The sequence below is a fragment of the Microvirga sesbaniae genome, assembly GCF_025460805.1.
GTDB lineage: Bacteria > Pseudomonadota > Alphaproteobacteria > Rhizobiales > Beijerinckiaceae > Microvirga > Microvirga sesbaniae.
The window spans coordinates 1-13,449 of sequence record NZ_JAMXFJ010000068.1 but is presented as its reverse complement, the minus strand read 5'-3'; the positions used below and the strand labels follow the sequence as shown (position 1 = coordinate 13,449).

Annotated in this window: 9 protein-coding genes; 2 read left to right on the top strand and 7 right to left on the bottom strand. The window is 58.0% G+C overall.

Annotated elements, in window-relative coordinates; all coding sequences use genetic code 11:
- Nucleotides 1–123: 123 nt before the first annotated feature.
- The 5 genes from OCW50_RS31705 to OCW50_RS31685 are packed head-to-tail and all read right to left on the bottom strand — an operon-like array spanning nucleotide 124 to nucleotide 7,536.
- The gene (locus OCW50_RS31705; protein ID WP_262300271.1) at nucleotides 124–1,452 is read right to left on the bottom strand and encodes an O-antigen ligase family protein; all 1,329 of its coding nucleotides are present in this window, start codon (nucleotides 1,450–1,452) and stop codon (nucleotides 124–126) included.
- Nucleotides 1,453–1,493: 41 nt separating this feature from the next.
- Nucleotides 1,494–3,632, bottom strand: coding sequence for a hypothetical protein (locus OCW50_RS31700; RefSeq protein ID WP_262300270.1), 2,139 nt, complete (start codon nucleotides 3,630–3,632; stop codon nucleotides 1,494–1,496).
- A 1-nt stretch (nucleotide 3,633) separates the two neighbouring features.
- Complete coding sequence (locus OCW50_RS31695; protein WP_262300269.1) at nucleotides 3,634–4,821, bottom strand: glycosyltransferase family 4 protein; 1,188 nt, start codon at nucleotides 4,819–4,821, stop codon at nucleotides 3,634–3,636.
- A gap of 24 nt (nucleotides 4,822–4,845) precedes the next feature.
- Entirely contained in the window at nucleotides 4,846–6,183 is a 1,338-nt protein-coding gene (wecC, locus tag OCW50_RS31690; RefSeq protein ID WP_262300268.1) for a UDP-N-acetyl-D-mannosamine dehydrogenase, read from the bottom strand.
- 30 nt (nucleotides 6,184–6,213) lie between these two features.
- Nucleotides 6,214–7,536: a sugar transferase gene (locus OCW50_RS31685; protein WP_262300267.1), complete on the bottom strand. Its 1,323-nt coding sequence runs from the start codon at nucleotides 7,534–7,536 to the stop codon at nucleotides 6,214–6,216.
- A gap of 680 nt (nucleotides 7,537–8,216) precedes the next feature.
- Here OCW50_RS31685 and OCW50_RS31680 point away from each other — a divergent pair.
- Both OCW50_RS31680 and OCW50_RS31675 read left to right on the top strand, forming a co-directional pair.
- Complete coding sequence (locus tag OCW50_RS31680) at nucleotides 8,217–10,025, top strand: polysaccharide biosynthesis tyrosine autokinase (RefSeq protein ID WP_262300266.1); 1,809 nt, start codon at nucleotides 8,217–8,219, stop codon at nucleotides 10,023–10,025.
- 63 nt (nucleotides 10,026–10,088) lie between these two features.
- Complete coding sequence (locus OCW50_RS31675; RefSeq protein WP_262300265.1) at nucleotides 10,089–11,345, top strand: polysaccharide biosynthesis/export family protein; 1,257 nt, start codon at nucleotides 10,089–10,091, stop codon at nucleotides 11,343–11,345.
- A gap of 78 nt (nucleotides 11,346–11,423) precedes the next feature.
- Here the strand turns inward: OCW50_RS31675 and OCW50_RS31670 are convergent, their stop codons facing one another.
- Both OCW50_RS31670 and OCW50_RS31665 read right to left on the bottom strand, forming a co-directional pair.
- Nucleotides 11,424–12,518: an AraC family transcriptional regulator gene (locus tag OCW50_RS31670; RefSeq protein WP_262300264.1), complete on the bottom strand. Its 1,095-nt coding sequence runs from the start codon at nucleotides 12,516–12,518 to the stop codon at nucleotides 11,424–11,426.
- A 283-nt stretch (nucleotides 12,519–12,801) separates the two neighbouring features.
- On the bottom strand, nucleotides 12,802–13,449 hold a 648-nt coding region (locus tag OCW50_RS31665), incomplete at its 5' end, for a M10 family metallopeptidase C-terminal domain-containing protein (protein WP_373371541.1).

Below are 13,449 nucleotides of genomic sequence, written 5' to 3'. Positions count from 1 at the left end.
GGATCTCGGCCACGGCCCGGTCGGTGGCCCCGTTGTAGCGCCACCAGCGCAGGTACAGCCCGCGCGCGCTCGCCGAGGCGCAACGCAGCGGATAGGGCAGACGGTGATAGAGCGCGACGGCTTTCATCCTGGGATCCCCGTTGAGAGACGCGTTCTTGCAGCCCGGCGAAGCCGGTATGCGGATGTGACATGAGTCGAAACACTCGGCTCGTTCGAACGACCGAAAGAGGCACGCTCACCGATTGCCATCGCGATGGCCAAGGCTACATCCACCAGACGGAAGCCGAGAGAGCCATGGCTTGCCACCATGTCCATACAAACGATGATCCCGAACGAAACGGCCACGATACCATTGCGAGCCTGGGCCCCTCTGATGAAGAGGCGCAGTAGGAATGCCATGAGGAACAGAAATGGAAACAATCCGGCTTCTCCCAGCACCATCAGGTAGGCGTTATGAACGCCGAGCCAGTTTCCATACATTATCCTGCTGCTGTCATCCGGGTAGATGACCGTTCGACGTGTCCCTTCCAGCGCGTGGAAACTTCCTATTCCACCCCCCCAAGGAAGTTGCGCAAGGATACGCTGGATGCCGACGGTCCATAGGTCCGTCCGCCCCGTTGTCGTCTGGTCCGAGATCTCGCCTCCAAAGATGCTGAGGATATCGGCAATTCGCACGCGCTGATCATAGGTCAAGCGGATCAGGTCGCTTTCGCTTACGACAGACAGAGCCAAAGCAGCGAGGGCGAAAGCCACGATTGTCAAACAGGTCAGCCAGATCGAGCGCTTCTGAATCAGGACGATGGCCATCAGGAGCGATAGTGTCAGAATACCTGTTTTGGAAAAGGTGAGCGCTAGAGCTGAGAACGCGACAGCTGCCTGCAGGAAGGTCACAATTCCGCTGCGGGCGGGATAGGCGTAGATCAGCACGAGGCTCATCAGTGCTGCGATGCCCGCTTCATTCGGGTTCTCGAAGAGTCCGGAGGCCCGATCGGATGCCGCGATGTAGTTCAAGTACTCCCCGAGAATCGGGGAAAGCAGTACAAGAAAGCATGAGGCGATAAGTAGACCTTTCAGAACTCGAAGGATCCGCTCGAGCTCGGCATTTGAACGCACCAGCAGCCAGAAGTATAAGCCTGAGACGAGCAGGAGCGTTGCGACGTTGATCCAGAAAACATTCTCACTGAAAGACGACGAGCTGAGGCTCGCGAGAGAAGCGAGGATCAAGTACGAGCTACTGAATCCAATGAACAATGCGTAAGTCCCAGTAATCGCGCGCGGCCTAGCATAGCGTATCCAGAGAGTGACAACGAGGCAAAGGATCAAAGGGGATAGCAATCCTTGCGTACCCAATAATAAGAGAAACAGTCCGTTCAGGTTGAGTGTCGCAAATACGAGGACAAGAATCGCAACGATATCAATGCGCCCCTTCGTAAGGTTGTCACTGCTGATCATCGTTGGCAAAATGAATTCTCCTCCCTGATTGGCTAGTGCTCTCAATCGATGCAGCTCTGCGCGACAGTGGATAATGTTTCATCGTAATCCGCAGCCTCTCGATCCTCCTTGTTGACAAAGGCTTGAACCTTCCCACGCAGGTCTTCCGTTGACCGGCTACGGCATGCGTTAAAGATTGCGAAATCCTCCAGGCCCCGGCGCCAAGCCAGCAGGCGACGGCTTGGATAGATGCAGCCTGCCGGGCTGCCGTAGACTGCCGCATAGTCGCGCTCCGAACCTCCGAAGTCGGACCATCCAAGCTGAGGGGAGGATGTGCCGCTTGCATCCCACATCGACCAGAAGCCCGAACCGTGGAGCGATGCGCTGAAGGCCAGCCAAGACAGCCGACGATAGTGATTGCTCATGCTGAGCGTCTTGCCCAAAGGCTTGGTCGAATAGACTTGAATTTCCTTCCGTCGAGCCATATCAGGCGGAAGAGACGGTACCAGTCGGTCGAGAACCTGCGCGATGTCAACGTCAGCCGTCTCCAGAGACGACGCATCGTCGATGGTCCCATACAGCGGAATGCCAGGCGCGATCCGGCGGAAAATGCCGGCAATCATATTCAGACGCCGAACCTGACTGGGCCTGACCTCGTCTATCGGGTAGAATGCGATCTCGCCTTTGTAGTTCTCCTCCCTGAGAACTCGAGACACCCAGCCCCACCATTCGGTAAGTTCTGCTTCCAATTTGGTCTCATCGTCCCCCTGCGGCCACGATGGGTCGGTCATTTCCATGTACAGGAGGAGCCGGCGGGACTTGGAGAATGTTCTAAGGTAAGTCCGAAGAAGCGCCTCCGCATTCTTGTTGACACGGCGATTCAGAGCTGTCTCGTTGACCACTGCGGTGTTGACGCCGACGTCATCGTGAAACTCGGGCCAGCAGCTTGCCGTCCGGGCGACAGGGCCGGTCAAATAGGACCATAGATTGCCGTAAGGCCGGGCCTGATCCTCCACGGGTATCGCACGTCCAATCAGGTCGAAAGCAGCCTTGGCGGGCCCGCATTCGATTGTCGTGACAAGTTGAACATTGCCTGTGTCTACGATCGGAGCCTCGGCCAAGAGCATGGTGAAACTGCTCGGGGGGAGTACAATCTGGTCGGAATTCTGAACGACGTCAGCCCGCCACTGGTAATCGAGCCCGAGAACATAACTGACAACCGAAGAGCGAGGATTTCCCGTTCCGACCCTGTTGCCGAAATCGAGTCGCACGTTCTGATTGGCACTGGTTCGGTTCTCTACCCGAAAGGCCGCAACGAGCCACCCGCCCTTCACATGAAAGCTCGGACCGATGGCGGCGGGAGAGGCCGCGAGGATCTCGTGAGCTGTCCCCTCAATCCAGGGAGAAATCTGCGCAATGGAGCATTGCGCACGATCAGTGGATGAAGCTGCCTCGGCGAGCGGCCAGGCAAACCGTTGGGCTTCATTGGGCCCGAGAGGAGCCTGCCCGGCTCTGTTCTCGGCTTCGGACCGCCGTCGTGCAACTGCGTGTTCGGTCACCTGATCCTCGGTCATGGAGCCATCTACCCGTGCCCCCGCGTTTGCGGATAGAATTCTGACCTCGTCGAGGAACAGAAATGGGCTATCCCTGAACAAGACGATCTTGATGTGACGGACTCGAACCGGTTCAAAATTCAGCGACAACGTCGTGGTGCCGTCCGCAACTGAACTATCTCGCTGCCACGCTCCTCGCACGTCGCCTAAGAAGGCGAAGCGACCGTCATCGCCTGCGATATAGACCAAGGCATGCGAAGGAAGTGCGATCATCGAGCGGGCGTTCTTTCCGGTTCCGATCTCGATACGCTTGATCGCTGTCTCTTCCTGGTAGGTCTGCCGGAAGAAGACGGGCGAGCGCTTTTCCCAACCAATACTCTGTCCGTTGGACCAAAACCGGCCGAAGGAGCGGATCCCGTCCGTGAGCTCCCGGCCGGTTTTCTCCGGCGCATAATCGGCGTTAGGTTTAGGCGTCAGGATGTACGATGCCGATGGCGCGACGTTCGTGCCTTCGAACGGAAAAAGGGAGCTGGACGACACGGGCGCGAGACCTGTCAGCCAGCCAATCATACCAAGGACGATCGTCCCGGCGCGCCAATGCCTCGCCGCAAACACAGAGCCAGTGAAGCGAGCCGATAGGAATTCCATATCACGCGCCTGCCATCACGGCGGTAAGAGCATCGGTGGAATGCTTTGCTGAAGCAGTCCGATAGACGGCGAGGGTCCGAGCTATGACGCTGCCAAGCTCATACTTCACGAGAGCGCCCGCCCTGATCGCCTCTCGATCAATTCCTCGTTGCAGGAAATCCGCGATGCGCCGGGCGTCATTCTCAGGTCTGGGGCCGTCGAGGAAAATGCCGTTCGATCCCTCGGAAACCATCGATCTCAGGCCGAAGGCTCGCGGTCCTGCGACCGGCAGCCCTCTGCAATGAGCCTCCGCGACAACCATCGGTGCAGTTTCCTGCTTCGAAGGCAGCACCAGCAGGTCGGCACGATCCATTCGATCCGCGATCTCTATCGGCGTCAAACCGCCGTGAAAGGTCACGAATGTGGCCAAGTCCAAATGCCGAATTTTGTTTGAACAGTACGAGTAATACTCTCTGTCCCGGATCGGGCCGATAATGTTGAGATGTGCCTTATGACCATGCTTTACCAACTCGGCCAGGATGTCGATGGAGGCCGAAACATTCTTGCGGGGGCAGACGAGGCCCACTTGGATGAGATTGTAGTCGGGTTCCGGATCGATCCTACGATAGGGGGCGCTGAAGAAAATGTCGTCGACAGGGTTGGGTATGAAATGATGCCGGCGCTGCGCCACGTCGGGCATCGCCTCAAGTACATAATCGTTGATGACGATGACGTCGCTATAGCGCCGGCGGGACTTGCGCTCGACAATCTCCACAATCTTCGACCGTATTGTCGCCGTCAGGCGGCGCAGGGTGTCGCCGCCTGCGCTATGCAACAGGTCCGCCTCCAGAACTCCATGGGCAGTGAAGACAACAGGGCACCTCAACGCCTTCCGAGACGACCAGAACAAGGCAAGACCAGCCACGTCCTGAACATGAACGACATCCGGATTGAGCCGCTCGAGCTCTTTAAAAACGTCTATAGACGTCCAGGACCAGTAGGTCAGAAACCCCGGTCCCGGAGGGCGTTTCAGGTAGATGATCTCTCCATATTCGTCACTGTATCTTAATGACTTGGTGGCGCTCGGAACGAGAAGCGTGACGCGCACGGACTTTGCGATCTCATGCCGAAGAACCTCGACGACCCGTTGAACCCCTCCTCGGCAATCTTCGCCTGGCAGGGGGTGATCTCCGACAAGAGCAACATGCATAGTGCTAATCGTCCAGTGCGAATGTCAGGCTCGAATCCGTCTCCGGGTCGAACCTCCGTTGGAGGGAGTGTTCGTTGCGCGTGGCGCAACCGATACAACTTCCTGTCGACGTTGCGCGGCGCCGAGGAGGCCGACAGTGTCCACCACGACTTTGTTAAGGAAGCCATTCGACTCGAGCCTGTGGAACTGGCGATGCCCGACAAGAAACACCACAATATCGGCTTCTCGTCTCGCTTCCTCCGCCCCTACAAGGCGTACATTCTGGAGGCCCTGCAGCATGGGAGGAAGGCTTCTTACGTAGGGATCGCACGCAAGAACCTTCAGGCTGCCGTCCAGCGCCAGGTCTCGCACGATCTCCAGAGCGGGGGACTCCCGGAGATCATCGACATCGGGCTTGTAGGTCAAGCCATAGAAGCTAACCACCGGGCGCCTGAAACGCCGCGCCAAGGCCCGGACCTTTCCAACGACCCATTGCGGCTTGCGATGGTTGACCTCACGGGCTGTACGAATGATCGGGCTCAAATTCGGTGCGCTGTCGACGATGAACCATGGGTCGATCGCAATGCAGTGACCTCCGACGCCTGGACCTGGTTGAAGAATCTTCACGCGCGGATGGCGATTGGCCAATTCGATGGCCTGCCAGACGTCAATCCCGAGGTGATCGCATATCAGCGAGAGTTCGTTGGCGAACGCGATATTCACATCGCGGTATGCATTCTCGATGAGCTTCGCGAATTCGGCTGTCCGACAATCAGTAACCAGAAGATTGGACTGAACGAAACTCTCATAAAGAGCCACGCCTCGCTTGGCGCACGCGTCGGTAACGCCGCCAATAATGCGATCGTTCATGACGAGCTCTCGGAGCATCTGGCCTGGTAGAATCCGTTCCGGGCAGTGACATGCATAGACGTCGAACACTTCCCCTTCGTCCATGTATCGCGGAACGTGTAGATCAGGTCTGAGGCTGGCGATGATCTCGCACATGCGCTCTGTCGTTCCGACGGGAGATGTCGACTCGAGAATGACTGTGTTTCCCGATCGCAGATAGGGCGCAATGGTTCTGCACGCCGCCTCAACGTAGGAAAGGTCCGGCTTGTTGCTTTCACCGAGCGGAGTGGGGACCGCGAGAATGTAGTAGTCGGCTTCGACAGGATCGGTTTGCGCTTTCAACTTGCCGGTGCTGATGGCGGCGGAAAGCAGCATCTGGAGGTCGGGCTCGTGGAAATGAGGGTGTCCGGAACTTATCGATGCAACGACGCTGGGGTTGATATCGAACCCGGTCACCTGATGACCGCGACTTGCCAGCATGGCAGCTGTCGGAAGTCCTATGTATCCTAATCCGGCAACGCAGACGTGAGCCATGATGATTTCAGCTTCCTGTTATGGTGGATATTACCGAACATGTTCCGGGTCGAACATCGCAATGGCCGTTTTGACGACAATCTTAGCGTCCAAAACAGGGCCGAACTGCTCGACATAGAATAAATCGAACTCAAGCTTCTCTCGGGTTTCCTCGAGGGTGGAGGCGTAGCCGTATTTGACCTGGGACCAGCCGGAGATGCCAGGACGCACGAGGTGTCGCAGTTCATAGCCAGGCAGGTTCTCAGCGTAGTTCCGGACGAGGTTGGGCTGCTCTGGTCGGGGGCCGATCAAGGTCATGTCGCCCTTCAGGACGTTCCACAACTGGGGCAGCTCGTCGATGTGATACCGCCGGAGAAATTTTCCAAGCGGCGTGATCCGATTATCTCCCTTGGCCGTCGCGATCTGGATCTCATTCGATCCGCAGACGCGCATGGTTCTCAATTTGTACATTGAAAAGACACTGCCGTAGAGGCCGACGCGATCCTGCACGAAAAGAATCGGGCGTCCCATCGTCATCAAGATCGCAAGCGACGCCACCGCAAGGATCAGGAGAACGAACGGTGCTGCAAAGAGAACAACGCCGACATCGATTGCGCGCTTTACGATGCAGTACGGATGCGAGTTCGTGTGGCTGATGACAAGCTGGTCCATATAGTCAAGATTGATCCTTCCGGCACTCTCCCGCGAAAACTTTGTGACGGTTTGAACCTCGCACCCGGCCGCCGCAGCGCGCGCAATGAACGTGGCCCAGCCAGGATGTGTCAGTGCTTGATGGCTGACAACCACGACATCGAACTCACTCGGGTCGCCGGCAGGATCCGTCAGAAGGCAAGACCTTGACGACAGGTTGTTCAACATTCTTGGCGACAGACCCTCGCTGATGATACCTGCGTATCGCATCCGGTTAGCGAACTTGGCTACGGCTATGCCTATTCCGATCAGCGCAGATGCCAGTGCTCCCGTGAGGGACAAAGAGAAACTGCCCGGGATCATCCAGAAGGCCGGCAAAAGCAGAAGGGCCAAATGGATTGCAAAAGAACAGAAGACGACGCTTGCGATCTGATGCGGCAGCGAGCCTTCAATGAGGTACGCCAAGCCTCCAACGATCACACTTGTAAAAATGATCAGAGCTTTGAATACGAAAGCTGCCCTCACGAGTTCATCAGCGCCATCCGTGAGAAAGAAAGATATTCGAAGAAGATCGACCGCTGAGACGGCGAAGCCAACCAACGCGGCCATGATGATGATTCTGGCGCTTAGGACTGCTACGATGCCAAGTGTAGACGAGCGAGAGCGGGATTCTATCGCGGCGGCAGAACTTGAATGGAATTCTTTGCCTGCAATCGTTGTCACGATACTTTCCCCTCCAAAGTACATGTAAGATGATTGCCAAAGTCCTGATCAGGATCTCATCATTTGCCTGTTGGAGCACCCGCTACAAAGGGGTATGGCGGGGCGAAAGGGAGTGAGATTTTCTAGACGGCGGGAGGTGGCGTTTGGTGAGCGTCGCCGAGTCAGTTACGGCAGGCCCGATCATCGTTCCTTTGGCCGGATCTGAGCCTCTACGATCAAGCTACTCCGGAAGGGGAATGTCGGCGGGATCTGGGCTGCCGCAGCCCGTGAAGGACGTTCACGGTTCGGAAGGGAAGGCGTTGCGGGTAGGCGCTCGATCCGCAAGGTGGTTGTGGCCAAAGCGACCCTCGGCGAATTGTTGACGACCGTCCGGAGCGGACTCCAACCGGACGGCTCTCCTGCTCATTGTCTCAACTTAAAATTGTATTATACGACATACTCCTTGCTTACTCCCAAGGAGTGGGTGCGCGCGTTGCCAGTTGTCGGTAACCTACGAACAGAACATTACTTCAAGCGATTTTCCGGCGCCATGGGAGCCCAATTCGGCTCGGCGCGGCGAGCTAGGGGCTGAGTGTAGGGGCGAGATCCCGCAGGGACGGTTCTTGCAGGCCTCGACTGCTTCTCCTTGCGGAAGACAGCTAGGGAAAACGTCCATAAACAAGATACAGATAGCGGATCTCATGAAGAGTAATCTTGGAGTTGATAGAGCCTTCATCCGTAGACCCGATATCGGACCGGAGGTTGGCAGCACCGTCGGGAATCTGTCTTTGGCAAGGACGAACTCGCGCGGACTCAATAGTCATTCTGATGAGGCCGCAGATGGGCCTCGCCTGGTGGCCGAGTTGATGTCCCTCCTCAGGATGATGAGGCGGCAGCTCCGGCTCATCGTCGCGATCACGGTTTTTGTGACAGTTGCGTCTTTGATCGTCATCATGTCCCTGAAGAAGGAGTACACTGCGACGACGCTCGTCATGCTCGATGAAAGGAACGCACGGCTCCTTGAACCATCCGTAGCGAACACCCTCGCAGCGGACGGAGAGGTCGAGATCCTGAAGTCCGACAACATCGCTCTACAAGTGGTCGATCGCCTCGGCCTCTACCGTGACCCTGATTTTCTGCCTAAGCAGGGTTGGCTGGGGCAAAGGATCGCCGAACTGACCGAGGCAGTAACGGGTCCGCCAAAAGTCGGCAGTGCAGCAACTGCCATCTCCGACGAGCAGGCACGCTCGACAGGAGCGCCCGACAGCGCGCAGGTCGACGCAGCAAGTGATGCCGAGGCGGATGTCGTCGATCCTCCCGCCGCGCAAGCGCTTCGGGTCTTCAAGAGCAAAGTGACGGTTCGTCGGCGCGGGTTGACGGACGTCATCGCAATCGATGTCACGGATCCTGATCCTAAGCGGGCTGCTCAGTACTCGAACGCTTATGCTGAGGTTTACCTAGAAGAACAGGTGGCGACGAAACTGAGAGGGATTGATCGGGCGGAAGCCGCGCTGACCCGCCGACTTTCGGAAATCGACGAAGAACTCAAGCGGTCGGAAACCCACATTGGACTTCGGCAGGTCTATCAGGACAGCCTTGCTCGCCTCAAGGCGGTCGCGCAGCAGCGAGATACCGTCGGGCCCGATGCACGGATTGCCTCTCAAGCTCGCCCGCCGGATTTGCCAAGCTTCCCCAACCGCAAACTGTTCCTTCTCCTTGCGGTGCTTGGGGGATTCGGGGTGTCGGTCGGTATCGCCTATCTGAGGGACTTGCACAGCCGGCGTGTGCACACGGAGGATGAGGTAGAAGTATTCACCGGTGTGCCGATTCTCGCATCTCTTCCCAAGCTGCCCAGTTCGAAACATCATCATCCCTCGAGTATTGCGGATGTAGTCGTTGATCAGCCAGGCTCCCGTTATTCAGAATCGGTCCGAACTCTCCTGTTCACACTTCAGGCCATCATGAACCGGGGAAGGAAGATCGGCATCGTTCTGGTAACCTCCGCGGAAGAGAACGAGGGCAAGTCTACCCTCGCGGTGTCCCTGGCTCGCTCCGCTGCGATTGCAGGCTCAAAGGTCGTGATCGTGGATTGCAATCTTCGCGATCCAGAAGTTCATGGCCTTCTGAGTATCCAAAACGAGGTCGGTCTGGTCGACCTTCTCACAAGGGCAGCTCCAGAGCACGCCGTGCTGCAGAATGACCCGAGATCGCATTGTCGTGCGATTACCAGTGGCCATGTGGCTTCGGTGTCGCCGGAATGGCTGTTGCGGACTGAGCAGATTGAGGGCGTGCTGCAAAGCCTGAGGGCCGAGTACGACGTCGTCATCCTTGATGCCCCGCCCGTCGAGCGATATGCGGATTCGCTCTTGTTCACCAACGTGGCCGATCTTGTCCTGTTCGCGGTGCGGTCGGGCGTCGCAAAGCCGCAGGTGGTCAAATCCGCACTCACGCAACTCCAACGCTGCAGCGACGTCGATGTGTTCCCGATCCTAACGGCGCATACGACTTAGGGGAATGAGCCGATGCATCGTACACCTTTGCTTCATTGGTATCGCAGGATAGGTGCCCCGGACATGGACCAGGTCAACGCCTCAGCAAGATGCAGCGACACCATGAGCATCGTCACGGCACGCGTCCGTCTCTGTCTGACAGTCGCTCTGCTGTCCGCTGGGATGTGCGGGACTGCCCTGGCCGAGTACCGCCTCGGAAGCGGGGACGTCGTTGACGTTGCCGTCTTCGGCCGTCCGGATTTGAGCCGGCGCACGACGGTCGATGTCGACGGGAACATCTCGGTGCCACTCGTCGGGGAAGTCAATGTCTCGGGCATGGCTCTCACGGATCTCCGCTCCAGGCTCAAGAGCCTTCTCTCGACCAATGAGTCCGTGCGCCCGCCCGATGTGCTGGTCGAACTCATCGAGTACCGCCCGTTCTACATCCATGGCGATGTGGCAAAGGCAGGATCCTATCCTTTCAAGCCGAATCTCACGATCCGCCAAGCGGTCGCGCTCGCCGGCGGGGCCGACATGACAAGGCAGAGGTTCGCCAGTTCGCCCCTGGAGGGAGCCGAGCTCCGTGGTCGCTACAACTCCCTGCTTATGGAGGCGTCGAAGCAGCAAATCCGGGTGATGGGTTTGCGTGCCGAACTGGACGGAAAGACGGAGTTCAAGACTCCGGCGTCCGTTAACACTCCTGCATCAAAGGACGTTGTTGCAGAGATCTCCGAGCTTGAAATGAACAGCCTAAAGGCGCGAGTCGCGGCATTGGCCCAGGAACGCGACTATCTCGGGCGAGCGCTCGAACTTGCGGATGCGAATGTCTCGGCCCTTGATCGGGGACAGAAACAGGACGAGGAGGCGACGAGACAGCAACTGGATGAATTGGCAAAGATCGTCGACCTCAGCCGCCGCGGTCTCGCGGCCCCGGGACGTGTTTCAGAAGAGCAGCGTGCGACCGTTCTGATGAAGAGCAGGGAAATGGACACGACGGCCCGACTCGCCGTTGCGCGGCAGGCGAGGGAGGAACTCCGGCGTAAACTGGAAAAGGCGGACGACCGGCAAACCAGGGTGACGCGCGAGCTGCAGGATGCCATCGCCTCGCTTGAGGGACTTTATACCCAAATCGCTGCGGTGCGGGAGCAGCTGTCCCTGGCTGGCAGCGTGGGCGCCCAGCTGATGTCGGATGAGCAGAATCCTCCTGAGATCTTCATCGTCCGTAAAGTCAAAGGTGCCGCTGTAAGGCTGAAGGCCAACGAGGATACGGATGTCGAACCTGGCGACGTGGTCGAATTGAAGCTGAAGCCCAATTGGATTGGTCCTGGTGTCGGGAACTGATTGCGGTCCATGACAATCATGCCCGACTCGCCCGTTCGACGGATGGGCGAGGCCGGATATTCCACACCTTGGCACAGTCTATTGTGTGACATCGGAGCCGACGTGGCTGTCAGGTGCTTCCGCGCTCTTCAGTTGCCGGCGGACATCGGTCGGCGTTGTCCCGGTCCAGCGCTGGAACGCGTGAACGAAGGAACTAAGCTCCTTGTATCCGAGGAGCCACGCAATCTGCGATACGGACAGAGTCCTGTTCGGGAGATAGCGCCTCGAGAGATTGGAGCGCAGGTCGTCGAGAATCGTGGTGAATGTCAGCCCATCGTCCGCAAGTCGGCGGGATAATGTGCGTGAACTCATTCCCAAGTCGCTTGCAATGCTTCCGATGGTCGCTGTTCCATGCGGAAGCCGGGGCATGATGGCGTTCTCGACCCTGACGCGGAGCGAGTCGTGGAACTTGCGATGCTGATCTAAGCTCTCCTGATGATAGTCCCTTAAAATCCTGTTGAGGTAGGGATCTGCGGTCACCAAGGGCAGATCCGGGACCTCTACGCCAAAAGAAATGCGGTCCTGCTGAGCCGCGAAGCTGATAGAGCTTGCGAAATACCGCTCCATCTCCGACACATCCCCCTCGCGAGCATGAACGAACTCTACGCCGGAGGGATTGATGTCCAGGTTCGTCAGGTGACGGCAGAGGCGGACCATACAAGTCACCCAGAACTCCATCTGATGACGGTCCAGATTCCTTTCGAGCCCCACATAGGCATAGCTGACCGAGAAGATGCTGGCCCTCGTCTGCTGGAGCCTGATGCCTTCGTTCATGACGAAGTCGTATCTTGCAGCCGCATCGATTGCCGTTCCGACCGCATCTGTGGAAGCCAGCAGGTAGTAGAATGTGCCGAGTTCGCGAAGGTCGAAATCGCGAGCAATATGGAACCCGAGAAGGCTGTCCTGGAGGGATTCCGCGACGAGGTTCAGGAAGATGATCTGGCTTCTTGCGCTGACTCTCACATTTGAATCTTCCAGAATGTCGGATGGGAGGCCGGCTTCTGCGAGAAGTGGGCCTACCATGAGGCCCGCTTGAGTCATTCGCTGCGCTGCAAGTCTGGAGAGCACTCCTGCCGAAGTGGGGAGCGCCAGAAAGTCCTCACCAACGTGAGAGGCGCGTTCCTGCGTCGACACCTATCCTGTCCCTGGCTGTGGGAGGTAAGCGACTGTTGTCGGTGGGGTGGCGGTGATCCGCTAACGATCTGGCAGGTCACCAGTCCAGCCGAGCAGAAACAGGTTAGATAATGCCGTTCTTTTGTCCACGAGCCAAACTGAGTACTTCCGAGGGTCGGATGTGCGACACTGTCGCGGGATACGCCCGTGATATATCGTCACCCGAGATCTTTGGCGCTCGACCGAGATCTGTTCAGAATGGAGGCGTCGGGTTCGCCTGACGCCTCCATTCTGGAGTGGTTCGTTAGATGACGAGGAAGTCTGCCGCCGTCATCTTCAAGCCGGCAGCCAGCGTCGCGAACTTGACAGCCGCGGCCGAACCGGTGCCGTCAGGATCGTACGAGAGAGCCCCGGTCGAGCTGTTGTAGATGATCCGGTCGCTCTGATCGTGAGCTGCCGTTCCGATCCAGAAAGCAGAATCCGCCAGCGGGCCCCAACCGACATTGGTGAAGACCACATCATTCAGGTGGATGGTGTCGTCCGCCACGCTGAAGTCGGTGATCTTGTCCACGTTCGTGGAGCCGAGCTTCGTGCTGAACACAAACGCGTCCTTGCCCGTTCCGCCGGTCAACGTGTCGTTGCCGCCGAAGCCGTTGATGGTATCGTTGCCCGCTCCGCCGTTGATGACGTCGTTGTTGGCGGACGTTCCGTTCAGAACGTCGTTGCCGCTCGTGCCGGTGAGGCTGCCGCCCGGCGTCGGGGACGGAGTGGGGGACGGGGACGGAGTGGGCGTCGGGGACGGCGTGGGCGATGTCGTCGAGCCCGGAGTCCAGTCCGGAAGGTCCGCACCGGTCTCGAGCGAGAGGTTCTTGACCTGCACGGCCAGGGTCTCGGGCGCCGTGCCGCGGTAGATGCCGGTCTTCCACAGATAGGCGGTCTGGTCGTAGTAGCC